This is a genomic window from Burkholderia latens (genome assembly GCF_001718795.1).
Lineage (GTDB): Bacteria > Pseudomonadota > Gammaproteobacteria > Burkholderiales > Burkholderiaceae > Burkholderia > Burkholderia latens_A.
Window position 1 is genome coordinate 2,075,082 of sequence record NZ_CP013435.1, and the last position, 26,663, is coordinate 2,101,744.

Sequence of the window (26,663 nt, forward strand, 5' to 3'; positions counted from 1 at the left end):
AAAATCCCGGCAGAAGGGCGATATATTCAGATGAATCGCCGAACTTGCCGGGAGTTTTCGTTCAATGGCGACAAGCCGAAGGTGCCGTTCGCACCGCGCTCCCGCAATTGCTTATCCAACAGGTTGCCGCTATTCTACCGTGCCGGCTGCCGGATGTGGCGCGACCTTGTCACTGCGTGTGGAGGCGAACCTCCAGCGCGCCGCGCAACCGCCCTTCACGTTCGACGCCCTGTTCATGCTGCCTACCGTTTTCATCGTCTCCGACGGCACCGGGATCACTGCCGAAACCTTCGCGCACTCGATCCTCTCCCAGTTCGACCAGAAGTTCCGCCTCGTGCGCGTGCCGTTCGTCGACTCGCTCGACAAGGCCTTCGCGACGGTCGAGAAGATCAACGAGGCCGCGGTGCATGACGGCCGCCGCGCGATCGTGTTCACGACGCTCGTCGACAGCGAATCGAACGACATCGTCAAGCGCTCGAACGCGCTGGTGCTCGACATGTTCCAGCGCTTCGTCGAGCCGCTCGAGCAGGAACTGGAACTGAAGTCGAGCCACGCGATGGGCCGCGGCCACCAGAACGCCGATACCGAGGAATACAAAACTCGGATCGAGGCGATCAACTTCTCGCTCGCGCACGACGACGGCCAGTCGAACCGCAACCTGTCGGAAGCGGACGTGATCCTGGTCGGCGTGTCGCGTAGCGGCAAGACGCCGACGAGCCTGTATCTCGCGATGCAGTACGGCGTGAAGGCGGCAAACTATCCGCTGATTCCGGAAGACTTCGAGCGCGGCAAGCTGCCGTCGGCGCTGTCGCCATACAGCGAGAAGCTGTTCGGGCTGTCGATCGACCCGCAGCGGTTGTCCGAGATCCGCAACGAGCGCCGCCCCGGGAGCAAGTACGCGGCGCTCGAGAATTGCCGATACGAGATCAACGAAGCCGAGGCGATGATGCGCCGCGAAGGGATCAAGTGGCTGTCGTCGACGCACAAATCGATCGAGGAGATCGCGACGACGATCCTGCAGGAAATCCGTCTCGACCGGCAGTCGTACTGACGCGCGCGACGGCGCGGCTGCGAGGCCGCTGGCAGCAAAAAGGCCGCGTCGAACGCGGCCTTTTTTATCGTACGGGCAGATCGGCGGACACGCAGTGCGCGCCGCCACTCCGTCATGCGCGCCGCTGCTGCCGCACCTGCTCGAACAGGCACACCGCCGCCGCGGCCGCGACGTTCAGCGACTCCATGCCGCCCGGTTGCGGGATCGTCACGCGATGCGTGGCCGCATCGCGCCAGAACGCCGACACGCCCGCGCCCTCATTGCCGAACACCCACGCGACGGGGCCGGACAGGTCGCAATCGTAGACGGGCTGTGCGCCGTGCGAATCGGTCAGCGCGACCGGCACGTCGAGACGTTCGGCAAGTCCTTGCGGTTCGACGTCCTCGTGGATCGACAGCAGGAAGTGTGCGCCCATGCCCGATCGCAGCACTTTCGACGACCACGCATACGCAGTGCCCGGCGCGCAGAACACGTGCCGCACGCCGGCCGCCGCCGCGCTGCGCAGGATCGAGCCGACGTTGCCGGCATCCTGCACGCCGTCGATTACGACCGACGTATGCGCGACGCGCTCGGGCAGCGGCTGCGCCGGCCGGTCGACGAGCAGCAGGAAACCGACGCCGCTGACCACGTTCGACAGTTGCCCGAATAGTGTGTCGGGCAGTGTGACAACGCGCTGCGCGTCGATGCGCGCGACGATCGCCTGCGCTTCGGCATGCGCGAGCGCGCCTTCGGTCGCGACGCACAGCTCGGGCACGGCGCCCGTGTCGAGATATGCGCTCGCAAGATGGAAACCTTCGAGCAGCGCGTGGCCGCCACGGCGCTGCTGGGAGGTCGAGCCCGCGAGCGCCTTCAGGCGCTTGTACAGCGGATTGTCGCGGGAAGTGATGCTCTTCATCGAATCAGGTCAAGGGCCGCGCGCACGGGCGCGAACGAGCGCCGGTGCGCTTCGCACGGGCCGTGCTCGCGCAGCGCGGCAAGATGTTTCTCGGTACCGTAGCCGGCATGCACGTTGAAGCCGTACACCGGATAGCGTTCGTGCAGCTCGACGAGCATCCGGTCGCGCGTGACCTTCGCGAGAATCGACGCGGCCGAGATGCTCGGCACGAGCGCGTCGCCGCTGACGATCGCCTCGGCTCGGACCATCAGGGTCGGGCAGCGGTTGCCGTCGATCTGCGCGAGCGTCGGCACGACGGACAGGCCTTCTACCGCGCGCTTCATCGCGAGCATCGTCGCGTGCAGGATGTTCAGCGTATCGATCTCGTCGACGCTGGCCGATGCGACGCAATACGCACGCGAGCGCGCGACGATCAGCTCGTACAGCGCATCACGCTTTTTCGCGGACAGCGCCTTCGAATCGTCGAGCCCGTCGATCGGCTGCGCGGGATCGAGGATCACCGCGGCGGCCACGACCGGCCCCGCGAGCGGGCCGCGGCCCGCTTCGTCGACGCCGCAGACGATCTCGTCGGGCCGCGTGAAGTCGAAACCGCCCTGCACGTCGTCGAACGCGCGACCGCGTGGAGCACGTGCGACCGTCATGCGCGCCCCTTGCGTTGCTCGAGCACACGCACGACCGCCTCGGCTGCCTTCGCGGCCGTGTTCTGCCGCAGCGACACGTGCATTTCCGTGAAGACCTCGTTCAGTGTGCGGCGGTTTGCGTCGTCGCGCAGTTGCGTGAGCGTTGCATCGGCGAGCGCCTCGGGCGTCGCGAAATGCTGCAGCAACTCGGGCACGACGAAACGCCCGGCCAGGATGTTCGGCAGGCCGACGTACGGCAGATAACCTTGGCGGCGCATGATCTGGCCGGTCAGCCAGGGCACCTTGTACGAGATCACCATCGGCTTTTTCAGCAGCGCGGCCTCCAGCGTGACGGTGCCGCTCTTCACGAGGATCGCGTCGGCGGCCGTCATCGCGACCTGCGAACGGCCGTCGGTGATCGTCAGTGCAAGTTGCGGATGTGCGTCGACGAGCGGCTGAAGCAGTTCGCGCAGTGCGGGCGTCGCCGCCGGCATCACGAACCGCACGCCGGGCTCGCGCTGCTGCATCAACGCCATCGCCGCGAAGAACGTCGGGCCGATCAGGGCGATCTCCGAACGCCGGCTGCCCGGCAGCACCGCGATCACCGGGCCGTCGGCCGGCAGGCCGAGCGCGATGCGCGCGCCGTGCGTGTCGGGCTCGAGCGGAATCTCGTCGGCGAGCGGATGGCCGACATACGTCGACGCGACACCCGCCTTGTCGAGGATCGCAGGTTCGAACGGGAACAGGCACAGCATGTGATCGACCGACTTCGCGATCTTCTTGATCCGTCCACCGCGCCACGCCCAGATCGACGGACACACGAAGTGGATCGACGGGATGCCCGCGTCGCGCGCCGCCTGTTCGACGTTGAAGTTGAAGTCGGGCGCGTCGACGCCGATGAACGCATCGGGCCGCTCCGCGAGCAGCTGGCGCTTCAGCTCACCGCGAATCCGCAGGATATCGGGAATCTGGCCGAGCGCCTCGACGTAGCCGCGCACCGTCAGCTTGTCCATCTGCCAGTGCGAGTCGAAGCCGTGCGCGAGCATGCGCTGGCCGCCGATCCCGTAATACAGCGTCGACGCGGGCAGCCGCTCGTGAAGCCCGCCGAGCAGCGATGCCGCGAGCAGATCGCCGGACGGCTCGCCGGCGACCATCGCGAGCCTGAGCTGATTGGTCGGGAGCGACATCGCTTAGCGGATGATGCCGCGTTGGGACGCGTCGATGAACTCGACAAACGCGGTCACTGCCGCGTCGCCCTCGCCGCCCGCCGCCGCCAGCTCGCGCAGCTGCACCTTCGCTTCTTCGAGCGACAGGCCGTTCTTGTAGAGCAGCCGATACGCGCTGCGCAGCGCGGAAATCGCGTCGGGCGAGAACCCGCGCCGGCGCAGGCCTTCCACGTTGATGCCGTGCGGCTCGGCCTTGTTGCCCGCTGCGATCACGAACGGCGGCACGTCCTGCACGAGCGCCGATGCGCCGCCCAGCATCGCGTGCGCGCCGATGCGCACGAACTGGTGCACGCCCGACATTCCGCCGATGATCGCGAAATCGCCGATCTCGACGTGGCCGGCCATCTGTGCGTTGCTCGACAGGATCACATTGTTGCCGACGCGGCAGTCGTGGCCGATGTGCACATACGCCATGATCCAGTTGTCGTCGCCGAGCGTCGTCACGCCGGCGTCCTGCACCGTGCCGGTGTGGATCGTCGTGAATTCGCGGATCGTGTTGCGGTTGCCGATCACGAGCTTCGTCGGCTCGTCCTTGTACTTCATGTCCTGCGGACGGCCGCCGACCGACGCGTAATGGCCGATGCGGTTGTCTTCGCCGAGCGTCGTGTGACCTTCGATCACGCTGTGCGAGCCGATCGTCGTGCGCGCGCCGATCGTGACGTGCGGCCCGACGATTGCGTACGGCCCGATCTCGACGGACTCGTCGATCTGCGCGCCCGGTTCGACAATCGCGGTGGGATGAATCCTGGTCATGCGCCGTTGCCTCTCGATGTGATGTGTCGCGTTGCGTTATTCATGCTTGCCGCGTCGCTCAGGGCGCCGCGTCGGCCGTCTTGACCGTGCACATCAGTTCGGCTTCCGCCGCGACCTTGCCGTCGACTTCCGCCACCGCCTTGAACTTCCAGATACCGCGGATGTAGCGCTCGAACGTCACGTTCAGAATCAGTTGATCGCCCGGTTCGACGACACGCTTGAAGCGCGCGCCGTCGATGCCGACGAAGTAGTACAGCGTGTTTTCCGGATCCTTCGGCTGCTCTTCGGCGAACGTCAGCAGCGCGGCCGCCTGCGCGAGCGCCTCGAGAATCAGCACGCCCGGCATCACCGGCCGCTTCGGGAAATGCCCCTGGAAGAACGGCTCGTTGATCGACACGTTCTTCAGCGCTTTGATCCCCTTGTGCGGCTCGAGTTCGAGCACGCGATCGACGAGCAGAATCGGATAGCGATGCGGCAGCAGCGTGAGGATCTTGTGGATGTCGAGATTGATTTTTTCAGTGCTCATGATGGTTCGTCTCACGCAGAGGCTGCGCGGTGGTGATGCAAAGGCTGGAGCGGGCCGCCGCGCGGCCCAGTCTGGCGAACCGGGCCGGTAGCGCTGGCCGTGCCCGATTCGTGGTCTCGCATGGTGTCGGTCAGGCGTCCGTGCCGCCGTGGGCGGCCAGCGCGGTTTCGAGCGCCTTGATGCGGTCGCGCAGCTTGTCGAGGTTGCGCACGAGCGCGGCGCTCTTGTTCCACTCGCCGTGGTCGACGGCCGGGAACGCGCTCGTGTAGATGCCGGCCTTCGGCAACGACTTCGACACGCCCGAATTCGCGGTGATGATCACATAGTCGCCGAGCGTCACGTGGCCGGCGATCCCGGCCGCGCCGCCGATCATGCAGTGGCGGCCGATCGTCGTGCTGCCCGCGATGCCCGCCTTGCCGGCGATCACCGTGTAGGCACCGATCCGGCAGTTGTGGGCAATCTGCACCTGGTTGTCGATCTTCACGCATTCGTCGATGACGGTGTCCGCCATCGCGCCGCGATCGATCGTCGTATTCGCGCCGATCTCGACGTCCGGGCCGATGGTCACGCCGCCGACCTGCGGGATCTTGACCCAGGTGCCGGTGCGCGCGTCGCCGTCGCCGACGAAATCCGGCGCAAACCCGAAACCGTCGGAACCGATCACGGCACCCGAATGAATGATTGCGCGCGGGCCGATCTTGCAGCCGTGGTACACCGATGCGTTCGGATACAGGTGCGAGCCCGCGCCGATCGTCGTGCCGCGGCCAATGAACACGTTCGCGTCGAGTTGCACGCCGTCTTCGATCACCGCGCCGGCCTCGACCGTCACGTGCGGACCGATCACTGCGGTTGCGGCAACCTGTGCGGCCGGATCGATCGTCGCGCTCGGATGCACGCCGGCCGCGCGCGGCGGCGCGGCGAGATCGATGAACATCTGCGCGACGCGTGCGAAGTACGCGTATGGATTCGGCGTCACGATAAAGCTGCGGCCGCTGGCCGCCGCGCCGAGCTTTTCGAGGTCCTTCGGTGCGATCAGCACCGCGCCGGCGCGGGTCGTCTCGACCTGCGACAGGTACTTCGGATTCGCGAGAAACGCGAGTTGCTGAGGGCCTGCCTGGTCGAGCGGCGCGAGGCCGCTGACCGTGCACTGGGCGTCGCCGGCGATCTCGCCGCCGAACCGCTTTACGAGTGCCTCAAGCGTCAATGCCATTCGTCGTCTGCTCCGTTCAGTTCGTCGAGCCGGACGCGAGCGCCTTGAGCACCTTGTCGGTGATGTCGATGCGCGGGCTGACGTACACGGCTTCCTGCACGATCAGGTCGTAATTCTGCTGCTCGGCGATCTGCTTGATGACCTTGTTCGCTCGCTCGAGCACCGCGGCGAGTTCCTCGTTGCGGCGCTGGTTCAGGTCTTCGCGAAACTCGCGCTGCTTGCGCTGGAAGTCGGTGTCGAGCTGTGCGAGATCGCGCTGCTTCTGTGCACGATCGGCCGCCGACAGCGACGCTCCGTTCTTGTCCAGCGAGTCGGACATCGACTTCAGGCGCGCCGCGAGATCCTGCAGATCCTTGTCGCGCTTCGCGAACTCGGCTTCGAGCTTCGTCTGCGCCGCCTTGGCGGGCGCAGACTCGCGCAGGATCCGATCCGAATTGACCGCCGCAATGCGGGCGACGTCCTGAGCGTGTGCTGTCGCCGCGCCCAAGGCCAGCGCAACGGTCAGCGCACACATCACTCGTTTCGAAAACTTACCGGTTAGCAAAATTACCCTCTCGTTGCTGTTGTCATGCGTTCGATCAGAACGCCGTCCCGATCTGGAACTGGAATTTCTGATACTGGTCGCCTTCGTGTTTCTGCAGCGGGAAACCGAGGCTCAGCTTCAGCGGCCCGATCGGCGAAATCCACGCGAGACCCACACCGTAGCCGTAGCGCAGGCCGTTCGCGCCGGTACTCGTGCCGCCCGGCGCGTTGCCCCACACGTTACCGCCGTCGAGGAACGTGAACACGCGCAGCGTGCGGTCGTAACCGGTGCCCGGCAGCGGGAACGTCAGCTCGATGTTGCCGACCACCATCTTCGAGCCGCCGATCGGATCGTTCGTCTTCGTGTCGCGCGGGCCCAGCGAGCTCGGCTCGTAGCCACGCACGGAGCCGATACCGCCCGCGTAGTAGTTCTTGAAGATCGGGTAAGGGTTGCCGATACCGTTACCGTAGCCGCCCTGCAGGTTCAGGCCGAGGATGAAGCCGCGCGAGAACGAATAGTAGTACTGCGCCTGCAGGTCTGCCTTGTAGTACTGAATCTTGCCGACCGGCACGCCGTATTCGACGTTCGCCTGCGTAAAGTAGCCGCGGCTCGGGATCAGCGCGCTGTCACGCGCATCGCGCGACCACGCGACCGTCAGCGGCACCGTGTTGGACACGCGGCCGAATTCGTTTACGTAATCCTGGTAGCTCTGCGGCGTGTTCGAGTCGACATCAAGACGGTTCTGCTCGAAGCCCGCGCCGAAATAGACGGTGTCGACTTCCGAGAACGGAATGCCGAATTTCAGGTTGCCGCCCGCGCTGATGATCCGGAAGCTCGAGCTCGTCGAGTAGTAAAGCGGCTGGTACGTGCGGTAGTACACGTCGGTGATCCGCTTGATGCCGTCGACCGTGAAGTAGGGATCGACCTGCGTGACGGTCAGCGTACGGTAGCTCTTGGCGGTGTTCACGTTCACCGACAGGCTCGTGCCCGAGCCGAACACGTTGTCCTGCGACACGCCGGCCGACAGCACCACCTTGTCCGTCGACGAGAAGCCCGCGCCCAGCGTGATCGCGCCGGTCGGCTTTTCGTCGACCTTCACGTTCACGTCGACCTGGTCGTTCGTGCCTTCGACCGGCACCGTCGTCACGTCGACGTTGGTGAAGTAACCGAGACGGTTCACGCGATCCTTCGACAGCGCGAGGCGGTTCGAATCGAACCACGAGCTTTCGAGCTGGCGCATTTCGCGGCGCACGACTTCGTCGCGCGTGCGCGTGTTGCCGACCACGTTGATGCGGCGCACGTACACGCGGCGGCTCGGATCGACGACGAGGTTCAGGTTCACCTTGTGGTTCGCCTGGTCGATGTCCGGCTGCGCGTTGACGGTCGCGAATGCGTAACCGTATTCGCCGAGCTTGTCGACGATCGACTTCGTCGTCTGCTGCAGCTTTTCGGCCGAGAAGCGATCGCCCGGCTTGATCTTGATCAGCTTGTTCAGTTCGGCTTCGCGATCGAGCAAGTTGCCCGACAGCTTGATGCCCGACACCGTGTACGGCTCGCCTTCATGCAGCGTGACCGTCAGGTACATGTCCTTCTTGTCGGGCGAGATCGACACCTGGGTCGACTCGATATTGAACTCGAGGTAGCCGCGGTTCAGGTAATACGAGCGCACGGCCTCGAGGTCGCCCGTCAGCTTTTCCTTCGAGTACAGGTCGTTCTTCGTGTACCACGAGAACCAGTTCGGCGTCGACAGCTGCATCTCGTCGCGCAGCGTGCTGGTGCTGAACGCCTTGTTGCCGATGAAGTTGATCTGGCGGATCTTCGCACTCGGCCCTTCCGCGACCGCGAACAGGATCGACACGCGGTTCGCGTCGACCGGCGTGATCGTCGTCTTCACCTCGGCCGCGTAGAAACCGCGAGTCAGGTACTGACGCTTGAGCTCCTGCTCGGCCTTGTCGACGAGCGCCTTGTCGTAGTAGCGGCCGTCGGCCAGGCCAACCGCGCGCAGCGCTTTCGTCAGGTTGTCCTTGTCGAATTCCTTCGTGCCGGTGAAGTCGATCGACGCGATGGCCGGACGCTCCTGCACCTGCACGATCACGACGTTGCCTTGCGTCGCGATGCGCACGTCGTTGAAAAAGCCCGTCGCGTACAGCGCGCGGATTGCTTCGGATGCCTTGTCGTCGGTGAAGGTATCGCCCTGCTTGATCGGCAGGTACGCGAACACCGAACCCGCTTCGACGCGCTGCAACCCCTCGATCTTGATGTCTTGCACCACGAACGGTGCCGCTGCATGCGCCGCGAGGCCGTGCGCGGCGAGCGCGGCCGCTGCAACTGTCTTAGGTACAAAGCGATGAGGTTTGAACAACGTGCATCCCCAATATTTAGCTGCATCAAATCAGGCGGCGGCCGACCGGCCGCCGCCTGACGCTTCAGAAATGGATTAACCGAGCCAGGTCGTTGAACAGCGCGATCGCCGACAACGCGACGATGCAGATCAACCCGGCTCTTTGCAGAATCAGCTGCCAGCGCTCCGAGACGGCTTTCCCGGTCGCGGCTTCAACCAGATAATATAACAGATGCCCCCCGTCCAAAACGGGAATCGGCAGCAAGTTCAACACCCCGAGGCTAATGCTGACAAGGGCGAGGAACGACAGGAAGGCCGACGGACCGAGCCGCGCGCTCTTGCCCGCGTAGTCGGCGATCGTCACCGGGCCGGACAGGTTCTTCAACGACGCGTTGCCCGTGATCATCCGACCGAACATCTTCAGCGAATAGACGGCGATGTCCCACGTGCGATGCGCGCCCAGCCGCAGGCTTTCGAGCGGGCCGTATCGCACGTCGACCGACGGCGTGTGCATCGACAGCGCAGCGCCGATGCGGCCGATCTGCTGCCCCGTCTCGTCGTCGCGCTGCACCTGCGGCACGATCTGCACGGTTTGCGTGGAACCGCCGCGGTCGACCTGCAGGTCGACCGCCCGGCCCGCGTGGTGCTTCACGATATCGATGAAGCGCGATGCGCCGCCGATCGGCTTGCCGTCGAGCGCAAGCAGCTTGTCGCCGGCCTTCAGGCCTGCCTGCTCGGCCGCGCTGCCCGGCTGCACCGATGCGATCGACAGCGTGCCGCCTCCGGTCTCGAAGCCGAGGTGCATCATGAAATCGTCGTCGAGCTGGCTTTCGGGCACATTGCGCAGGTCGACGCGGAAATCGAACGTCGACGAACCGCCGTCGCGCGCGCCGAGCACGACCTCGCGATGATCGAACGCAGCAGCCAGCAGCTTCCAGCGCAGGTCCGACCACGAGCGAACCGGCGCGGCATCGCCGCCGTCGGCGTCGCGGATCGACACGATCGTCTCGCCGCCGTCGAAGCCCGCGCGAGCCGCCACCGTGCCGGCGGCCGGCGGCGCGACGACCGCGGCCGGCTCGGTCACGCCAGTCGCGAATACGGCGGAAAAGAGGACGATTGCCAACAGGAAGTTCGCGAGCGGGCCGGCGGCAACGATCGCGATACGCTTGAACACCGACTGCCGGTTGAACGCCTGGTCGAGTTCCTCTGGCTTCACGCCCGGCCCCGGCTCGCGCTCGTCGAGCATCTTCACGTACCCGCCAAGCGGCAACGCGGAAAGCGTCCATTCGGTGCCGGTCCTGCGGCTGACCCAGCGCGCGACGGGCTGGCCGAAGCCGATCGAAAAACGCAGCACCTTCACGCCGCACCAGCGCGCGACGCGATAATGTCCGTACTCATGCACGACGACCAGCACCCCGATCGCCACCGCAAACGCGATCAGTTCGACCAGCACGTTCATGAGCACCTCATTCAGACAGTACGCTCCACGCGTGGCGCAGGCGCTTTCGCAATGATCTCGGCGGCGAGGCGGCGAGCCTCGGCATCCGCCGCCAGGACGTCGTCGAGCCCGTTCGGCTCGCGGTTCGGCAATGCGTTAAGCACTGCGTCGACCGTTGCCGCGATCGCCATGAAGCCGATTCGGCGCTCGAGAAACGCTTCGACCGCGATTTCGTTCGCGGCGTTCAACGCGGCACTCGCGATACCGCCCTCTTCGAGCGCCTTCAGCGCGAGCGCGAGGCACGGGAAGCGCGCGTAATCGGGCTTCTCGAACGACAGCTGCGCGATCTGCGCAAGATCGAGCTGCTCGACGCCCGCGTCGACGCGCTCCGGGAATGCCAGCGCGTGCGCGATCGGCGTACGCATGTCCGGATTGCCGAGCTGCGCGAGCACGGAGCCATCGCGGTACGACACGAGCGAATGGATCACGCTCTGCGGGTGAATCAGCACGTCGATCCGGTCGCCAGGCAGGCCGAAGATCCAGTGCGCCTCGATCACCTCCAGGCCCTTGTTCATCATCGTCGCGGAGTCGACCGAAATCTTGCGGCCCATCACCCAGTTCGGGTGTTTGCACGCCTCGTCCGGCGTCACGTCGGCGAGCGTCGCCGGCTCGCGCGTGCGGAACGGGCCGCCCGACGCGGTCAGAATGATCTTCGAGATCCCGCCGTGCTCGTTCCCGTCACGCGGCATGCACTGGAAGATCGCGTTGTGTTCGCTGTCGACCGGCAGCAGGATCGCGCCATGATCGCGCACCGCGTCCATGAAGATCGAGCCCGACATCACCAGCGATTCCTTGTTCGCGAGCAGGATGCGCTTGCCGGCGCGTGCGGCCGCAAGGCTCGGCGCAAGGCCGGCCGCGCCGACGATCGCCGCGACGACCGTGTCGCAGCCGTCGCTCTTCGACACGTCGACGAGCGCCTGCGGCCCGTACAGCACCGCGGTCTTGCTGCCTGCCGCGCGCAGCCGCGCTTCGACGTGCGCGGCCGTCGCCGCATCGCCAACGACCGCGACTTCGGGGGCGAAGCGCAGGCACTGCTCGACGAGCTTGTCGCCATTACGGTGCGCGGTCAACGCGTAGACCGAGAAACGCTCGGGATGGCGCGCGACCACGTCGAGCGTGCTGTCTCCGATCGAGCCCGTGGAACCGAGCAGTGTCAGACGTTTTTGCATAACAGAAATAGTGGTTTAACCAAGCAGCAGCATCGCGAGCGGCAGCACGGGCAGCAGCGCGTCGACGCGATCGAGCACGCCGCCGTGACCGGGCAGCAGGCCGCTCGAGTCCTTCACGCCCGCCTGACGCTTGAGCAGCGATTCGAACAGATCGCCGATCACGCTGTAGACGACCAGCAGCGTCAGCGCGGCCCATGCGCCGGGCATCCCGTAGCGCGCGGCAAACGCAGAAAACAGGGTCGGTTCGAACCAGTGCGCGGCCATGGCGACACCGGCGACAATCATCACAGCCAGCCAGCCGCCCACGGCGCCTTCCCAGCTTTTGCCGGGACTGATCGTGATCGCCAGTTTACGCCTTCCGAACGCCTTGCCCGCGAAGTATGCGCCGATATCGGCGAGCCACACGACGAGAAGTAGCGACAGCACGAACGGCACGCCCTGCGCACGCGCCGCGACGAGCGCGTGCCAGCAGGCCGCGAACACGACGACACCGGCCGCGAGCAGGAACGGCCGCCACACGCCGCCGGCGAGCGTGGGCTTGCGCCGCAACGAGTACGGGCCGACGAGTAGCCAGAACACGCCGGCCGCCATGAAAAGGGGACGGGACGAAGTCGCACCGACGCCGAGCGGCGTGGTGGCTGCCAGCGCGAGTGCCGCGACGATCGCGTACATGACGGAGCCGGCGGCGCCGAGCTTCAACAGGCGCGCCCATTCCCATGCGGCGAACACGAGTACGACGCCGATCAGCGCGCCGAAACCGCCAAGCGGCGCGAACAGCGTCACCGGCAGCAGCACTGCCAGCATCACGACCGCCGTGATCACGCGGGTCTTCAGCATGAAAGGGAGTCGGCGTTCTGCGATTGCGGTTCGAGCTGGGCGCTGGTGCGTCCGAAACGACGCTCGCGCTCGGTGTACGACGCGATCGCGTCGGCGAGCGCCGCGCCGTCGAAGTCCGGCCAGTATTTGTCCGTGAAGTAGAACTCGGCGTACGCGAGCTGCCACAGCAGGAAATTGCTGACGCGCTGCTCGCCGCCGGTGCGGATGAAGAGGTCGGGCTCAGGCGCATAGGCCATCGCCAGGTGCGGCGCGAACGCTTCTTCGGTCACGTCGACCTCGCGCCCCTCGCGCACGGCCTGTTCGACGAGTTTCTTCGTCGCTTGCAGGATGTCCCAGCGGCCGCCGTAGTTCGCGGCGATCGTCAGGGTCAGGCGGGTATTGCGCGCCGTCTTGGTCTCGGCGCGGCGGATCAGCTCGCGGATGCGCGGCTCGAAGCGCTCGAGATCGCCGACCACACGCAGGCGGATCCCGTTCGCGTGCAGCTTGCCGATCTCGCGCTCGAGCGCGGTGATGAACAGGCGCATCAGAAACGACACTTCGTCGCTCGGGCGGCGCCAGTTTTCCGAACTGAATGCGAACAGCGTCAGGTATTCGACGCCGGCGCGCGCGCAGCCTTCGACCACCGCCCGCACGGCGTCCACGCCACGGGTGTGCCCCGCGACGCGCGGCAAGCGGCGTTCGGTCGCCCAACGGCCGTTGCCGTCCATGATGATCGCGATATGACGCGGCACGGCGCCGACGTCAGGCACGCGAACGGTAGAGCTGGTATAGGTCATGGCCGTTGAGACAGTGATGCGGGAAGAAGGCGGCGCGCGAGACGACGGTCGTCAGACCGTCATGATCTCGGCTTCCTTGGTCTGCACGAGCTTGTCGACTTCGGCGACGTGCTTGTCCGTGAGCTTTTGCACGTCGTCGCTCGCGCGGCGCTCGTCGTCTTCGGAGATTTCCTTGTCCTTCACGAGCTTCTTCAGCGCTTCGTTCGCGTCGCGGCGCAGGTTGCGGATCGCGACCTTGGCCGTTTCGCCTTCGCTCTTGACCACCTTGGTCAGCTCGCGGCGGCGCTCTTCCGTCAGCGCGGGCATCGGCACGCGGATCAGGTCGCCGGCCGTGGCCGGGTTCAGGCCCAGATCGGCTTCGCGGATGGCCTTCTCGACCTTCGCGACCATGTTCTTTTCCCACGGCTGCACGCCGATCGTGCGCGCATCGACGAGCGTCAGGTTCGCGACCTGCGAGATGGGCACCATCGAGCCGTAGTAGTCGACCTGCACGTGATCGAGCAGACCGGTATGCGCACGGCCCGTGCGGATCTTCGCCAGATCGTTCTTGAACGCTTCGATCGAGCGCTGCATCTTCTGCTCTACGCCCTTCTTGACATCAGCGACACTCATTTCAACCTCCGAACCTTCAAACCTTCAATGAACGCGGGCCCCGCCCGGCGCGCCACGCGCCGCGGCCGACGACCCACGCCGCTTGCCCGCATCCGCGGGAGTTTACACGTGGACGAGCGTACCTTCGTCCTCGCCCAGCACGATGCGCTTGAGCGCGCCCGGCTTGTTGATCGAAAACACGCGGATCGGCAGCTTCTGGTCGCGGCACAGCGCGAAGGCCGTCGCGTCCATCACCTGCAGATTGCGGCTGATCGCCTCGTCGAAGCTGATCGTCGTGTAACGCGTGGCCGACGGATCCTTCTTCGGATCGGCAGAATATACGCCATCGACCTTGGTCGCCTTCAATACGACCTCGGCGCCCACTTCCGAACCGCGCAGCGCGGCGGCCGTGTCCGTCGTAAAAAACGGGTTGCCCGTGCCGGCCGCGAAGATCACGACCTTGCCTTCCTCGAGCTGGCGGATCGCGCGCGGCCGGATATACGGCTCGACGACCTGATCCATGCGCAGCGCGGACTGCACGCGCGCGACGATGCCGGCGTGGCGCATCGCGTCCTGCAGCGCCAGCGCGTTCATCATCGTCGCCAGCATCCCCATGTAGTCGGCCGTCGCGCGGTCCATGCCGGCCGCACCGCCCGCGACACCGCGGAAAATGTTACCGCCGCCGATCACGACCGCGAGCTGCGTGCCGAGACCCACGACTTCGGCGATATCCGCCACCATCCGCTCGATCGTCGCGCGATTGATGCCGAAGGCATCGTCGCCCATCAGCGCTTCGCCGGAGAGTTTGAGGAGGACGCGTTTATAGGCATTGGACATAGGGGCTTCCGAGCGACGAGAGGATGACAACCACGAACTGTAGGGGCGAAATACTGATTCGGGCAAGCGCCGGCGACCGGACCGGGGTTCCCGGCCGGCCGGCGGCGCCGCCGGCCGCGGCGGAGCGGACGCCCGCCGCGGATACTGCCTGACTGCTTACTGCTGCTTTGCTGCTGCGACTTGCGCGGCCACTTCGGCGGCGAAGTCGTCCTGGCGCTTCTCGATGCCTTCGCCGACGACGAACAGCGCGAACTTCTGCACTGCCGCATTCGCTGCCTTCAGCATCTGCTCGATCGTCTGCTTGTCGTTCTTAACGAACGTCTGGTTCAGCAGCGACACTTCCTTCAGGTACTTCTGGACGCTGCCGTCGACCATCTTCGCGACGATTTCAGCCGGCTTGCCCGATTCGGCAGCCTTCTGTTCGGCGACGCGGCGCTCCGTTTCGATCAGTTCCGCCGGCACGTCGGCCGACGACAGCGCGACCGGCTTCATCGCGGCGATGTGCATCGCGACGTCCTTGCCGACCTGCTCGTCCGCGCCCGTGTACTCGACGATCACGCCGATGCGTGCGCCGTGCAGGTACGTCGCGATCTTGTTCGCGGTTTCGAAGCGCACGAAACGGCGGATCGAGATGTTCTCGCCGATCTTGCCGACCAGTGCCAGACGCACTTCGTCGACCGTCTTGCCGTCGAGCGGCAGCGCCGACAGCGCGGCCACGTCGGCCGGGTTCTTCGTCGCAACGAGTTCTGCAACCGTCTTCGAGAACGCGAGGAAGTCGTCGTTCTTTGCGACGAAGTCGGTTTCGCAGTTCAGCTCGACCAACGCACCTGCGTTGCCGCCGACGAACGATGCGACGACGCCTTCGGCCGTCACGCGCGATGCCGCCTTGCTCGCCTTGTTGCCGAGCTTGACGCGCAGCAGCTCTTCAGCCTTGGCCAGATCGCCGTCGGCTTCCGTCAGCGCCTTCTTGCACTCCATCATCGGTGCGTCCGTCTTTGCGCGCAGTTCTGCCACCATGCTTGCGGTAATTGCCGCCATCATTCGCTCCTTGAGTCTGTATTCACAACGCCGCCCGCTTGGACGCGGACGGCCGAAAATCGTTTCCGGACCCGCGCAGATTCCGCGCGATCAGGTCCGGCGCACAAGCTTAAAAAAAGGGGGCCTGTTGAGAGCCCCCTTTTTGCGCCGGCTCGGGGCCAGTTACGCGTTTTCCTCGACGTATTCGTCGTCGCCGCGCGCGGCCTGGACCACTTCGTTGACCGCGTTCGCACGGCCTTCCAGAATCGCGTCGGCCACGCCTTCAGCGTACAGCGCGACAGCCTTGCTCGAGTCGTCGTTGCCCGGGATCACGTAGTCCACGCCTTCCGGCGAGTGGTTCGTGTCGACCACGGCGATGACCGGCACGCCCAGCTTGTTCGCTTCCGTGACGGCGATCTTGTGGTAGCCGACGTCGACGACGAAGATTGCGTCCGGAATGCCGCCCATGTCCTTCACGCCGCCGATCGACTTCTGCAGCTTGGCGATTTCGCGTTCGAACAGCAGCGCTTCCTTCTTGCTCATCTTCTCGAGCTCGCCCGCCTCGACTGCGGCTTCCATGTCCTTCAGGCGCTTGATCGATACCTTCAGCGTCTTGAAGTTGGTCATCATGCCGCCGAGCCAGCGTGCGTTGACGTACGGCATGCCCGCACGTTGCGCTTCCTGGGCGATCGTGTCACGCGACTGGCGCTTCGTGCCGACGAACAGGATCGTGCCGCGGTTCGCTGCCAGCTGGCGCACGTACTTCTGTGCGTCCGTGAACATCGGCAGCGTCTTTTCGAGGTTGATGATGTGAATCTTGTTGCGGTGACCGAAAATGAACGGAGCCATCTTCGGGTTCCAGAAGCGCGTCTGGTGACCGAAGTGGACACCCGCTTCCAGCATTTGGCGCATCGTAACTGCCATGTAAATTCTCCACGAGGGTTGGGTCTTAAGCCGGCTGCCGTACCGCCGCGCGAACGCGCCGTGAGGCCTTCGTTCCGCGCGGCCGGCACCCTGGTTGCGCCGGCTTGCGATTCGGCACGTGCGAAAATGCGCGTGCCGCAAGCCTTTCATCGCGATACCGCCCCACATCACCCCGGATGGAGCATGTTCGGCATTTGGATGTCGACTTAGCCAGAGAGTATAGCACGCCGATTTGTCGGCTCTCAAGTCGCTCGCCATTTCCGACTGCCGCCCGCGAGCCCCGCGGACAATCCGCGAAAACCCGCACCAGGGCGAGCCGCAGGGGCTGCGATACCCGCCATAAGGTGCGATAATCCTTTAATTCACCGCATTCCAGGCATACCTCGATGGCTATTACGCTCAAAAACGAACACGACATCGCCGAGATGCGTGTCGCCTGCCGTCTCGCGAGCGAAGTGCTCGACTTCATCACGCCGCACGTCGTCGCGGGCATCACGACCGCCGAGCTCGACCGGCTCTGTCACGAATTCATGGTCAACGAGCAGGGCACGATCCCCGCGCCGCTGAATTACCAGCCGCCCGGCTATCCGCCGTACCCGAAAGCGACCTGCATTTCAGTCAACGACGTGATCTGCCACGGCATTCCGGGCGAGAAGGTGCTGAAGAACGGCGACGCGCTGAACATCGACGTCACCGTCATCAAGAACGGCTATTTCGGCGATACCAGCCGGATGTTCATCGTCGGCGAGGGCTCGATCCTCGCGAAGCGCCTCGTGCAGACTACCTACGAGTGCATGTGGCTCGGGATCGACCAGGTCAAGCCCGGCGCGCACCTTGGCGACATCGGCTATGCAATCCAGAAGCATGCGGAAGCGCAGGGTTACAGCGTCGTGCGCGAGTACTGCGGCCACGGCATCGGCACCGTTTTCCACGAAGATCCGCAGGTCGTCCATTATGGCCGGCCGGGCACCGGCATCGAACTGAAGGCCGGGATGATCTTCACGATCGAGCCGATGATCAACGCCGGCAAGCGCGACATCCGCACGATGCCCGACCAGTGGACGGTCAAGACGCGCGACCGCAGCCTGTCCGCGCAATGGGAGCACACGGTGCTCGTCACCGACACCGGCTACGAAGTGCTGACCGTGTCCGCCGGCACGCCGGCGCGGCCGGTGTTCGCGCAACCGGCCGCCGCGGTCTGAGCGCCGCCGCGTTACTCGTCACTCCCGTCCACCCGCACCTGACCTGAACGGCCGCCCATGAGCGCTCACGCCGCCCCCTCGCCCCAAGCGCTGTCGCGGCGCGCCGAATTCAAGGCCGCCAAGGCCGACATGCTCGAGCGCTTTCGCAGCGCGACGAACGTCGCATCGCTGATGCACGCGCTGTCGAAACTCACCGACGACGCGCTCAAGCGCGTATGGGACGACTGCGGATTGCCGGCGACGCTCGCGCTCGTCGCGGTCGGCGGCTACGGGCGCGGCGAGCTCGCGCCCCACTCGGACGTCGATATCCTCGTGCTGCTGCCCGATGCGCACGATGCAGCGCTCGACGCGCGGATCGAGCGCTTCATCGGGATGGCATGGGATCTCGGGCTCGAGATCGGCAGCAGCGTGCGCACGGTCGCGCAATGCATCGAGGAAGCGTCGCAGGACGTGACCGTGCAGACCTCGCTGCTCGAGGCGCGGCGCATCGTCGGCAGCACCGCGCTGTTCGAGCGCTTCACCGTGCGCTATCACGAGGCGCTGGACGCGCGCGCATTCTTCACCGCGAAGGTGCTCGAGATGCGGCAGCGCCACGCGAAGTTCCAGGACACGCCGTACAGCCTGGAGCCGAACGTGAAGGAAAGCCCCGGCGGGCTGCGCGACCTGCAGACGATCCTGTGGATCGCGCGCGCGGCCGGCTTCGGCAGCAGTTGGCGCGAGCTCGACACGCGCGGCCTCATCACCGAGCGCGAAGCGCGCGAGCTGCGCCGCAACGAAGGGTTCCTGAAGACACTGCGCGCGCGGCTGCACGTGATCGCCGGCCGCCGCCAGGACATGCTCGTGTTCGACCTGCAAACGCAGGCGGCCGAGAGCTTCGGCTATCAGTCGACGCAAGGCAAGCGCGCGAGCGAGCAGCTGATGCGCCGCTACTACTGGGCCGCGAAAGCGGTTACGCAGCTCGCGACGATCCTGATCCAGAACATCGAGGCGCAGCTGTTCCCCGCAACGAGCGGCATCACGCGGGTGCTGTCGCCCGATCGCTTCGTCGAGAAGCAGGGCATGCTCGAGATCGTCGACGACGGCGTGTTCGAACGTCATCCGGACGCGATCCTCGAGGCGTTCCTGCTGTACGAAACGACCCGCGGCGTGAAGGGGTTGTCGGCCCGCACGCTGCGCGCGCTGTACAACTCGCGCGAGATCATGAACAACACTTGGCGGCGCGATCCGCAGAACCGCCGCACGTTCATGCAGATCCTGCAGCAGCCCGAAGGCATCACGCACGCGTTCCGGCTGATGAACCAGACGAGCGTGCTCGGCCGCTATCTGCTGAACTTCCGCCGCATCGTCGGCCAGATGCAGCACGACCTGTACCACGTGTACACGGTCGACCAGCACATCCTGATGGTGTTGCGCAACATTCGCCGCTTCGCGGTGGCCGAGCATGCGCACGAGTACCCGTTCTGCAGCCAGCTGATCGGCAACTTCGAGCGGCCGTGGGTGCTCTACGTCGCGGCGCTGTTCCACGACATCGCGAAAGGCCGCGGCGGCGATCATTCGACGCTCGGGATGGCCGATGCGCGGCGCTTCTGCCGCGAGCACGGGATCGCAGGCGACGATGCTGCATTGATCGTGTGGCTTGTCCAGCATCACCTGACGATGAGCCAGGTCGCGCAGAAACAGGACACGAGCGATCCGGAAGTCATCCAGCGCTTCGCGGAAGTCGTCGGCAACGAACGGTATCTGACCGCGCTCTACCTGCTGACCGTCGCCGATATCCGCGGCACGAGCCCGAAGGTATGGAATGCGTGGAAGGGCAAGCTGCTCGAGGATCTCTACCGCATCACGCTCGCGGTGCTTGGCGGTGCGAAGCCCGACGCGCACTCGGAACTGAAATCGCGGCAGGAGCAGGCGCTCGCACTGCTGCGCCTCGAGACCGTGCCCGACGACGCGCACCGCGCACTGTGGGATCAGCTCGACGTAGGTTTCTTTCTGCGTCACGACGCGGCCGACATCGCATGGCAGACGCGCGTACTGTACCGGCACGTAAACGCCGAAACCGCGATCGTGCGGGCGCGGCCGTCGCCGATCGGCGACGCGTTGCAGGTGCTCGTATACGTGAAGGACCGCCCTGACCTGTTCGCGGGCATCTGCGCGTACTTCGACCGCAACGGGCTGTCGGTGCTCGATGCGCGCGTCAGCACGACGCGGCACGGCTATGCGCTCGACAACTTCATCGTCACGCAGACAGAGCACGACGTGCGCTATCGCGACATCGCGAATCTCGTCGAACAGCAGCTCGCGGCGCGCCTCGCTGAAACCGCCCCGCTGCCGGAGCCGTCCAAGGGCCGCCTGTCGCGGCTGTCGCGGACGTTTCCGATCACGCCGCGCGTCGACCTCCGGGCCGACGAGCGCGGCCAGTACTACATCCTGTCCGTGTCCGCCAACGACCGGCCGGGCCTTCTCTATTCGATCGCGCGCGTACTGGCCGAGCATCGGGTCGGCGTCCACGCGGCGCGGATCAACACGCTCGGCGAACGTGTCGAGGACATTTTCCTGCTCGACGGTACCGGCCTGTCCGACAACCGCCTGCAGATCCAGCTCGAAACCGAATTGCTGCGCGCGATCGCAGTCTGAATGAATTCCAGCGTTTATGCGCACCAAACTCACCGTCAAGAATCCGAAGCCGGCATCGCCGACCCGCGCCCCTGTCCGCTCCGGCAGCCTCGTCGCCCGCAAGCCGGTGCGCGCCGCCGCGCCGCCCGCAGCCGACAAGCCTCCGCGCCCCAAAAAGGCCGCCGCGCCAGCAGCTGCCGGGGAACGCGCGTTCAAGCCGCGCGGCACGGACCGCCCCGGTGCGGACCGCGCGCCGGCGAAACGTGTGCCGCGTGACGGTGGTGCCGAACGTGGCGACGCGCGTCCGTATCGCAGCGGCGACGACGCTCGGCCGCGCCGCGCAGTCGCCGAAGGTGGCGCACGCGCGCCCTATCGCGACAAGGCCGACGGCTACGGCGACAAGCGCAGCTTCGGCGAACGCCGCGCCCCGTCCGATCGCCCCGCACGCCGCAGTGACGACGATGCACGCCCGCGCCGCGCAGTCGCCGAAGGCGGCGCACGCGCGCCGTACCGCGACAAGCCGGCCGGCGACGGCGCGAAGCGCAGCTTCGGCGAACGCCGCGCATCGTCCGATCGTCCCGCACGCCGCAGCGACGACGATGCTCGCCCGCGCCGCGCAGGCGCCGAAGGCGGCGCACGCGCGCCGTACCGCGACAAACCGGCCGGCGAAGGCGCGAAGCGCAGCTTCGGCGAACGCCGCGCATCGTCCGATCGCCCCGCACGCCGCAGCGACGACGATGCACGCCCGCGCCGCGCAGGCGCCGAAGGCGGGGCACGCGCCCCGTACCGCGACAAGCCGGCCGGCGACGGCGCGAAGCGCAGCTTCGGCGAACGCCGCGCCCCGTCCGATCGTCCCGCCCGCCGCAGTGGCGACGATGCTCGCCCGCGCCGCGCAGGCACCGAAGGCGGCACACGCGCGCCGTACCGTGACAAGCCGGCCGGCGAAGGCGCGAAGCGCAGCTTCGGCGAACGCAGCAGCACCGAGCGCCGCCCGACCGGCACTGCGCTAAAGACCGCCCAACCGGTCAAGCGCCGCGCCGCCGACGTCGATCACGGCGACGAAACGGGCCTGATGCGCCTGTCGAAACGGATGTCCGAACTGGGCCTGTGCTCGCGCCGCGAAGCCGACGAATGGATCGAAAAGGGCTGGGTGCTGGTCGACGGCGAACGCATCGACACGCTCGGCACGAAGGTCCGTCCCGACCAGAAGATCGAGATCGACGAGCGCGCTAGCGCTGCGCAGGCTGCGCAAGTGACGATCCTGCTGCACAAGCCGGTCGGTTATGTGTCGGGGCAGGCCGAAGACGGCTACGAGCCCGCATCGGTGCTGATCACGCGCGCGAACCAGTGGAGCGGCGACCGCTCGCAGATCCGGTTCTCGCCGCAACACCTGCACGCGCTTGCGCCGGCCGGCCGGCTCGACATCGACTCGACGGGCCTGCTCGTGCTCACGCAGAACGGCGTGATCGCGAAACAGCTGATCGGCGAGCAATCGGACATCGACAAGGAATACCTGGTGCGCGTGCGCTTCGGCGATCGCCTGATCGACATCGACCAGCACTTCCCCGCCGAATCGCTCGCGAAACTGCGCCATGGTCTCGAACTCGACGGCGTGCCGCTGAAGCCGGCGATGGTGAGCTGGCAGAACGGCGAGCAGCTGCGCTTCGTGCTGCGCGAAGGCAAGAAGCGCCAGATCCGCCGGATGTGCGAACTGGTCGGACTCGAAGTGATCGGCCTGAAGCGCGTGCGGATGGGTCGGGTGATGCTCGGCGCGCTGCCGCAAGGCCAATGGCGCTACCTGTCAGCCGACGAATCGTTCTGATTGCCGGCACGCAGTACGTGCCACGCAGTGAGGAAGCCCGCGCCAGCGGGCTTCTTTCGTTTACAGGACAACGGCGGGGACAACGGCGACGCTCGACGCCGCGCGCCGCCGGCGTCCGGTCAGTCGTCGCCGGTCGGATCGAGCCCCGGGAACAGCACCTCGGTGAAGCCGAACCGCGTGAAGTCGGTGATCCGCATCGGATACAGCTTGCCGATCAGGTGGTCGTATTCGTGCTGGACCACGCGCGCGTGGAAGCCCTCGGCGACGCGATCGATCTTCGCGCCGAACTGGTCGTAGCCGCTATACCGCACCTTCGAATAGCGACTCACGACCCCGCGCATGCCAGGCACCGACAGGCAGCCCTCCCAGCCCTCCTCCATGTCCGGCGGCATGTACTCGATCTTCGGGTTGATCAGCACGGTCTCGGGCACGGGCGGCGCGTCCGGGTAACGGTTGTTGCTGCCGAAGCCGAAAATGATGATCTGCAGCCCGATGCCGATCTGCGGCGCGGCGAGCCCCGCACCGTTCGCGTGGTGCATCGTCTCGAACATGTCCGCGACGATCTCGTGCAGGTCGGGCGTATCGAATCGCTCGACCGGCTTCGCGACTTCGAGCAAGCGCGGATCGCCCATCTTCAGGATCTCGCGAATCATGGCGTATTGCCCTCCAGGAGTTGATGCAGTCCGTCTTCGTCCAGTACGGGGATCCCGAGTTCCTCCGCCTTCGCGAGCTTGCTGCCCGCTTCGGCGCCCGCGACCACGTAATCCGTCTTCTTCGATACCGACCCGGCGACCTTCGCGCCCGCCGCTTCGAGCATCTCCTTAGCCGCGTCGCGCGTGAGGTTCGGCAGCGTGCCCGTCAGTACGACGGTCTTGCCGGCCAGCACGCCCTGCGGCGCCTTCGGTGCGGGCGGGCCTTCCGGCCACGTGACCTTGCCGGGCGCGCGCAGTTGCTCGATCACGGTGCGGTTGTGCTCTTCCGCGAAGAACTGATGGATCGACTCGGCGACGATCGGCCCGACGTCGTTTACTTCGAGCAGTTCGTCGATCGACGCATCCATGATCGGATTCAGCGACCCGAAGTGCTTCGCAAGATCCTTCGCGGTCGACTCGCCGACATGGCGAATGCCGAGCCCGTAGATGAAGCGCGCGAGCGTTGTGTGCTTGGCCTTCTCGAGCGAGTCGAGCAGGTTCTGGGCGGATTTCTCCGCGAACCGGTCGAGCTCCGCGAGCGTCGCGAAGCCGAGATTGAACAGGTCGGCCGGCGTGCGCACGAGATTCAACTCGACGAGCTGATCGATGATCTTCTCACCGAGCCCGTCGATGTCGAGCGCGCGGCGCTGCGCAAAGTGCCACAACGCCTGCTTGCGCTGCGCCGGACAGAACAGGCCGCCAGTGCAGCGCGCGATCGCTTCGTCCGGCAGACGCTCGATCTTCGAGCCGCACACCGGGCACTCGGTCGGCATCACGAACTCGGCCGCGTCCGCCGGACGTCGGTCGAGCAGCGCGCCGACCACTTCCGGAATCACGTCGCCCGCCCGCCGCACGATCACGGTGTCGCCGATCCGGATGTCCTTGCGGCGCACTTCATCCTCGTTGTGCAGCGTCGCGTTGGTCACCGTCGCGCCTCCGACGAACACCGGTTCGAGGCGCGCAACCGGCGTGATCGCACCGGTGCGGCCGACCTGCACGTCGATCGCGACGAGTTTCGTCAGCGCTTCCTGTGCGGGGAACTTGTGCGCGAGCGCGAAACGCGGTGCACGCGATACGAAGCCGAGCCGATCCTGTTCGTCGCGCCGGTTCACCTTGTAGACGACGCCGTCGATGTCGTACGGCAGCGAATCGCGCTTCTCGCCGACCTTGCGGAAGAAGCCGAGCAAGCCATCGGCACCGTGCACGACCGCACGTTCGCGGTTCACCGGCAGGCCGAGCGACTCGTACCAGTCGAGCAGCGCGCTGTGCGTGTCCGGCATCGGCATTCCGTCAAGCACGCCGATCCCGTACGCGAAGAACGACAGCGGACGCTGCGCGGTGATCTTCGGATCGAGCTGGCGCAGGCTGCCGGCCGCGGCGTTGCGCGGGTTTGCGAATTCGCGCTGCTCGGCCGCGCGCTGGCGTTCGTTCAGGCGTGCGAAATCGCGCTTGAACATCAGCACTTCGCCGCGCACGTCGAGCACGGCGGGTACGTGTGCGCCCTTCAGCTTCAGCGGGATCGAGCGGATCGTGCGGACGTTCTCGGTCACGTCCTCTCCGGTCGTGCCGTCGCCGCGCGTCGCGGCTTGCACGAACACGCCGCGCTCGTAGCGCAGCGAGATCGCGAGACCGTCGAACTTCAGCTCGCATGCGTATTCGACAGGGTCCATCACCGAGCCGGCGAGATCGGTCGTCTTCGCGAGCGCATCGGCGACGCGCTTGTCGAACGCGACGATGTCCTCATCGGCAAAGCCGTTGTTCAGCGACAGCATCGGCGCGTCGTGGACAACCGGCGTGAACCCGCTCGCCACTTCGCCGCCGACGCGCTGCGTCGGCGAATCGGGGGTCACGAGTTCGGGATGATCGGCTTCGAGTTGCTGCAGCTCGCCGAACAGCCGGTCGTATTCGGCGTCGGGCAGATCCGGCTGATCGAGCACGTAATAGGCGTAGTTCGCCCGCTCGAGTTGATCGCGCAGCCACGCGGCACGCGCGTCGGGCTGGCTGGCTGGCGGTTCGGCTTGGGTTCGGGCCATGCTGGCGGCGGATTCGTTCTGAAAAATCGGATTTCCGATTATCTCAGTTTGACGCCGCGGCGGGGCACGCGATGTGCGTTACGCGGGCCTGCTGCAGTGCGCGCACAGCGTGTGTGCACTGCAGCAGCAACGTGCGGCAGCGTAGCCCCCGCACGCGACACGCGTTACTGACTGAACAACCGCCGCGTGACCGGCGACCCGGCCGGGATGCCCGCTTCCTCGAGCTTCGCGTACAGCTTCATCAGTTGCTGGTCGATCGCGACCAGCGTCGATTCCGGCAGCGGCCGGCGCGAATCGTCGACGACTCGCGCGCCGATTCGCTCCGACAGCGACTTCGCGTAGTCGCACATCAGCCGGAACGGCAGGATGTCCTCTTCGGCGACCGGCACGTCGAGCACCAGCGTGATCATGTTCCCGCCCTTGTAGGTGAGATCGTCGCGCAGGAAGTTCGTGTCGCCGAACTGCAGCATGAACACCGGATTCTGCTTCGCGTCGAGCTTCACGAACCGCGTGCCGTCGCGCGACAGCAAGAGCCCGTCCTGCGACGCGACGGCCTGCACGTAGTTGGCGGACCACGGCGCACCGTCCGACATCACGTTGATCGACAGCTGCGCGTCGCACTGCGCGGCAAAGCCGTCAAGCTCGCGCGCCATCGCGACGGTCTCCATCATGTCCGGGAATTCGGGCGCGCCGTCGATTGCGTCGGCGAACTGCTGGACGCCGGTGACAAACTCCGAGAATTCGAGCTCGTTCAGCGCGCCGCTGCGGTTCGCGAGCTGCGCGGCCGCGCGCAGCTCTTCATAGCGCACGCCGTTCTGCAGCAACTCCCAATGGCCGCCTTCCGGCTTGCCCTCGATGTGCACGGGCTTGGTGCCCGCGCGGCGCAGCCGCTGCGCGATCGGCAGGATCTTGTCGCCCGGCAGCGGCGCGCCCAGGCGGATCGGCACGATGCAGTCGATCCGGCGGTCGACGATCGCCGGCGGCGCCGACGAAATCGTCGTCGCGGCCGGCAGCACGGGTTCGGCCGGCTCGCTCGCCACGTCGGCCGGTGCTTCCTGCGTTGCAGTGACCGTACCTTCGCCGACGGCCTGCCCGGCGGACTCGGCGGACTCCGACGGCACGTCGGTGCCGGTGGCCTCGGCCTGCAGATCGGCCGGCGTGTCGGCAGGCGCCGCACCGCTTGACGCTGAGCCGCCGAAGGTCGGTTCGACGCGTGCGGCTTCGGCCGATGCAGCCGCCGCGGCGGCCGGTGCCGACGCCGCCGGTTCGCGGCGCACGGGCTGGCGCACCGGCTCGATGAACGGCAGCTCGTCGTCGCGCTCGGGGCGATTCATCGCCTCAGCCGCCTCCTCCGGCATCGGGCGCGGCATCCTGCGCCGCACCTTCGCGCCCTGCCATGCGTTGTAGACCACGACGCCGCCCACCACGACGGCGCCGGCGCCGATCAATCCGAGTGTCAACTCGTCCATGCATGCTCCATCAGCAATTCTTTGTCGTCGGAACCGCG

At 66.3% G+C, this 26,663-nt stretch carries 23 protein-coding genes; 4 read left to right on the plus strand and 19 right to left on the minus strand.

Going from position 1 to position 26,663, the window contains the following annotated elements; translation table 11 throughout:
• The first annotated feature begins 235 nt into the window (after positions 1-235).
• Positions 236-1,051: a pyruvate, water dikinase regulatory protein gene (gene ppsR / locus WK25_RS09660; RefSeq protein ID WP_040144980.1), complete on the plus strand. Its 816-nt coding sequence runs from the start codon at positions 236-238 to the stop codon at positions 1,049-1,051.
• A 112-nt stretch (positions 1,052-1,163) separates the two neighbouring features.
• On the opposite strand, the gene WK25_RS09665 is transcribed toward ppsR, so the two are convergent.
• From WK25_RS09665 to rpsB, 16 genes are all read right to left on the minus strand, one after another.
• Positions 1,164-1,946 carry a TrmH family RNA methyltransferase gene (locus WK25_RS09665; protein WP_069241507.1) on the minus strand — a complete coding sequence of 261 codons (783 nt, stop codon included), beginning with the start codon at positions 1,944-1,946 and terminating at the stop codon, positions 1,164-1,166.
• Positions 1,943-2,587 carry a ribonuclease HII gene (rnhB, locus tag WK25_RS09670; RefSeq protein ID WP_069241508.1) on the minus strand — a complete coding sequence of 215 codons (645 nt, stop codon included), beginning with the start codon at positions 2,585-2,587 and terminating at the stop codon, positions 1,943-1,945. The genes WK25_RS09665 and rnhB overlap by 4 nt, the downstream gene beginning before the upstream one ends.
• Positions 2,584-3,753 (minus strand): lipid-A-disaccharide synthase, encoded by a 1,170-nt coding sequence (gene lpxB / locus WK25_RS09675; RefSeq protein WP_069241509.1) that lies wholly within the window; start codon positions 3,751-3,753, stop codon positions 2,584-2,586. The genes rnhB and lpxB overlap by 4 nt, the downstream gene beginning before the upstream one ends.
• A gap of 3 nt (positions 3,754-3,756) precedes the next feature.
• Positions 3,757-4,545, minus strand: a complete 789-nt coding sequence (gene lpxA / locus WK25_RS09680; RefSeq protein WP_040144477.1) for an acyl-ACP--UDP-N-acetylglucosamine O-acyltransferase — start codon at positions 4,543-4,545, stop codon at positions 3,757-3,759.
• A 58-nt stretch (positions 4,546-4,603) separates the two neighbouring features.
• Positions 4,604-5,071, minus strand: a complete 468-nt coding sequence (gene fabZ / locus WK25_RS09685; protein WP_006495559.1) for a 3-hydroxyacyl-ACP dehydratase FabZ — start codon at positions 5,069-5,071, stop codon at positions 4,604-4,606.
• Between the two features lie 130 nt (positions 5,072-5,201).
• Entirely contained in the window at positions 5,202-6,281 is a 1,080-nt protein-coding gene (gene lpxD / locus WK25_RS09690) for a UDP-3-O-(3-hydroxymyristoyl)glucosamine N-acyltransferase (protein WP_040144478.1), read from the minus strand.
• Between the two features lie 16 nt (positions 6,282-6,297).
• On the minus strand, positions 6,298-6,795 hold the full coding sequence (locus WK25_RS09695) for an OmpH family outer membrane protein (protein ID WP_040144479.1): 498 nt from the start codon (positions 6,793-6,795) through the stop codon (positions 6,298-6,300).
• 64 nt (positions 6,796-6,859) lie between these two features.
• On the minus strand, positions 6,860-9,166 hold the full coding sequence (gene bamA / locus WK25_RS09700) for an outer membrane protein assembly factor BamA (RefSeq protein ID WP_044843770.1): 2,307 nt from the start codon (positions 9,164-9,166) through the stop codon (positions 6,860-6,862).
• 64 nt (positions 9,167-9,230) lie between these two features.
• Positions 9,231-10,604: an RIP metalloprotease RseP gene (gene rseP, locus WK25_RS09705; RefSeq protein WP_069241510.1), complete on the minus strand. Its 1,374-nt coding sequence runs from the start codon at positions 10,602-10,604 to the stop codon at positions 9,231-9,233.
• A gap of 11 nt (positions 10,605-10,615) precedes the next feature.
• Positions 10,616-11,812, minus strand: coding sequence for a 1-deoxy-D-xylulose-5-phosphate reductoisomerase (locus tag WK25_RS09710; protein ID WP_069241511.1), 1,197 nt, complete (start codon positions 11,810-11,812; stop codon positions 10,616-10,618).
• 15 nt (positions 11,813-11,827) lie between these two features.
• Positions 11,828-12,649 carry a phosphatidate cytidylyltransferase gene (locus tag WK25_RS09715; RefSeq protein ID WP_059547736.1) on the minus strand — a complete coding sequence of 274 codons (822 nt, stop codon included), beginning with the start codon at positions 12,647-12,649 and terminating at the stop codon, positions 11,828-11,830.
• Positions 12,643-13,425: a polyprenyl diphosphate synthase gene (gene uppS / locus WK25_RS09720; RefSeq protein ID WP_040144484.1), complete on the minus strand. Its 783-nt coding sequence runs from the start codon at positions 13,423-13,425 to the stop codon at positions 12,643-12,645. Before uppS ends, WK25_RS09715 begins: the two co-directional genes overlap by 7 nt.
• A 51-nt stretch (positions 13,426-13,476) precedes the next feature.
• Positions 13,477-14,037 (minus strand): ribosome recycling factor, encoded by a 561-nt coding sequence (gene frr, locus WK25_RS09725; protein ID WP_006483822.1) that lies wholly within the window; start codon positions 14,035-14,037, stop codon positions 13,477-13,479.
• A 102-nt stretch (positions 14,038-14,139) separates the two neighbouring features.
• The gene (gene pyrH / locus WK25_RS09730) at positions 14,140-14,853 is read right to left on the minus strand and encodes a UMP kinase (RefSeq protein WP_011885142.1); all 714 of its coding nucleotides are present in this window, start codon (positions 14,851-14,853) and stop codon (positions 14,140-14,142) included.
• A gap of 156 nt (positions 14,854-15,009) precedes the next feature.
• A complete protein-coding gene (tsf, locus tag WK25_RS09735) occupies positions 15,010-15,891 on the minus strand; it encodes a translation elongation factor Ts (protein ID WP_040144485.1) in 882 nt (293 codons plus the stop codon).
• A 162-nt stretch (positions 15,892-16,053) separates the two neighbouring features.
• The gene (gene rpsB / locus WK25_RS09740; RefSeq protein ID WP_006483818.1) at positions 16,054-16,794 is read right to left on the minus strand and encodes a 30S ribosomal protein S2; all 741 of its coding nucleotides are present in this window, start codon (positions 16,792-16,794) and stop codon (positions 16,054-16,056) included.
• Positions 16,795-17,180: 386 nt separating this feature from the next.
• On the opposite strand from rpsB, the gene map reads away from it, so the two are divergent.
• The 3 genes from map to WK25_RS30205 are packed head-to-tail and all read left to right on the plus strand — an operon-like array spanning position 17,181 to position 22,431.
• The gene (map, locus tag WK25_RS09745) at positions 17,181-17,996 is read left to right on the plus strand and encodes a type I methionyl aminopeptidase (protein WP_040144486.1); all 816 of its coding nucleotides are present in this window, start codon (positions 17,181-17,183) and stop codon (positions 17,994-17,996) included.
• 57 nt (positions 17,997-18,053) lie between these two features.
• The gene (locus WK25_RS09750; RefSeq protein ID WP_069241512.1) at positions 18,054-20,630 is read left to right on the plus strand and encodes a [protein-PII] uridylyltransferase; all 2,577 of its coding nucleotides are present in this window, start codon (positions 18,054-18,056) and stop codon (positions 20,628-20,630) included.
• Between the two features lie 16 nt (positions 20,631-20,646).
• A complete protein-coding gene (locus WK25_RS30205) occupies positions 20,647-22,431 on the plus strand; it encodes a pseudouridine synthase (protein ID WP_083252977.1) in 1,785 nt (594 codons plus the stop codon).
• A gap of 119 nt (positions 22,432-22,550) precedes the next feature.
• Here WK25_RS30205 and def read toward each other — a convergent pair whose 3' ends face one another.
• The 3 genes from def to WK25_RS09770 form a co-directional block, all read right to left on the minus strand.
• A complete protein-coding gene (gene def / locus WK25_RS09760; protein ID WP_040144488.1) occupies positions 22,551-23,084 on the minus strand; it encodes a peptide deformylase in 534 nt (177 codons plus the stop codon).
• On the minus strand, positions 23,081-25,156 hold the full coding sequence (gene ligA, locus WK25_RS09765; RefSeq protein WP_059547740.1) for an NAD-dependent DNA ligase LigA: 2,076 nt from the start codon (positions 25,154-25,156) through the stop codon (positions 23,081-23,083). The genes def and ligA overlap by 4 nt, the downstream gene beginning before the upstream one ends.
• 164 nt (positions 25,157-25,320) lie before the next feature.
• Positions 25,321-26,625 carry a cell division protein ZipA C-terminal FtsZ-binding domain-containing protein gene (locus tag WK25_RS09770; protein WP_059547742.1) on the minus strand — a complete coding sequence of 435 codons (1,305 nt, stop codon included), beginning with the start codon at positions 26,623-26,625 and terminating at the stop codon, positions 25,321-25,323.
• Positions 26,626-26,663: the final 38 nt, after the last annotated feature.

Excerpts from the sequence above, each read along its gene's own strand:
- lpxB (WP_069241509.1), bottom strand. The coding sequence starts at position 3,753 with ATGTCGCTCCCGACCAATCAGCTCAGGCTCGCGATGGTCGCCGGCGAG.
- uppS (WP_040144484.1), bottom strand. The coding sequence starts at position 13,425 with ATGACCTATACCAGCTCTACCGTTCGCGTGCCTGACGTCGGCGCCGTG.
- fabZ (WP_006495559.1), bottom strand. The coding sequence starts at position 5,071 with ATGAGCACTGAAAAAATCAATCTCGACATCCACAAGATCCTCACGCTG.
- pyrH (WP_011885142.1), bottom strand. The coding sequence starts at position 14,853 with ATGTCCAATGCCTATAAACGCGTCCTCCTCAAACTCTCCGGCGAAGCG.
- WK25_RS09695 (WP_040144479.1), bottom strand. The coding sequence starts at position 6,795 with ATGTGTGCGCTGACCGTTGCGCTGGCCTTGGGCGCGGCGACAGCACAC.
- WK25_RS09770 (WP_059547742.1), bottom strand. The coding sequence starts at position 26,625 with ATGGACGAGTTGACACTCGGATTGATCGGCGCCGGCGCCGTCGTGGTG.
- WK25_RS09710 (WP_069241511.1), bottom strand. The coding sequence starts at position 11,812 with ATGCAAAAACGTCTGACACTGCTCGGTTCCACGGGCTCGATCGGAGAC.
- WK25_RS30205 (WP_083252977.1), top strand. The coding sequence starts at position 20,647 with ATGCGCACCAAACTCACCGTCAAGAATCCGAAGCCGGCATCGCCGACC.
- frr (WP_006483822.1), bottom strand. The coding sequence starts at position 14,037 with ATGAGTGTCGCTGATGTCAAGAAGGGCGTAGAGCAGAAGATGCAGCGC.
- WK25_RS09665 (WP_069241507.1), bottom strand. The coding sequence starts at position 1,946 with ATGAAGAGCATCACTTCCCGCGACAATCCGCTGTACAAGCGCCTGAAG.
- rnhB (WP_069241508.1), bottom strand. The coding sequence starts at position 2,587 with ATGACGGTCGCACGTGCTCCACGCGGTCGCGCGTTCGACGACGTGCAG.
- ligA (WP_059547740.1), bottom strand. The coding sequence starts at position 25,156 with ATGGCCCGAACCCAAGCCGAACCGCCAGCCAGCCAGCCCGACGCGCGT.
- tsf (WP_040144485.1), bottom strand. The coding sequence starts at position 15,891 with ATGGCGGCAATTACCGCAAGCATGGTGGCAGAACTGCGCGCAAAGACG.
- lpxD (WP_040144478.1), bottom strand. The coding sequence starts at position 6,281 with ATGGCATTGACGCTTGAGGCACTCGTAAAGCGGTTCGGCGGCGAGATC.
- ppsR (WP_040144980.1), top strand. The coding sequence starts at position 236 with ATGCTGCCTACCGTTTTCATCGTCTCCGACGGCACCGGGATCACTGCC.
- def (WP_040144488.1), bottom strand. The coding sequence starts at position 23,084 with ATGATTCGCGAGATCCTGAAGATGGGCGATCCGCGCTTGCTCGAAGTC.
- rseP (WP_069241510.1), bottom strand. The coding sequence starts at position 10,604 with ATGAACGTGCTGGTCGAACTGATCGCGTTTGCGGTGGCGATCGGGGTG.
- WK25_RS09750 (WP_069241512.1), top strand. The coding sequence starts at position 18,054 with ATGAGCGCTCACGCCGCCCCCTCGCCCCAAGCGCTGTCGCGGCGCGCC.
- lpxA (WP_040144477.1), bottom strand. The coding sequence starts at position 4,545 with ATGACCAGGATTCATCCCACCGCGATTGTCGAACCGGGCGCGCAGATC.
- map (WP_040144486.1), top strand. The coding sequence starts at position 17,181 with ATGGCTATTACGCTCAAAAACGAACACGACATCGCCGAGATGCGTGTC.
- rpsB (WP_006483818.1), bottom strand. The coding sequence starts at position 16,794 with ATGGCAGTTACGATGCGCCAAATGCTGGAAGCGGGTGTCCACTTCGGT.
- WK25_RS09715 (WP_059547736.1), bottom strand. The coding sequence starts at position 12,649 with ATGCTGAAGACCCGCGTGATCACGGCGGTCGTGATGCTGGCAGTGCTG.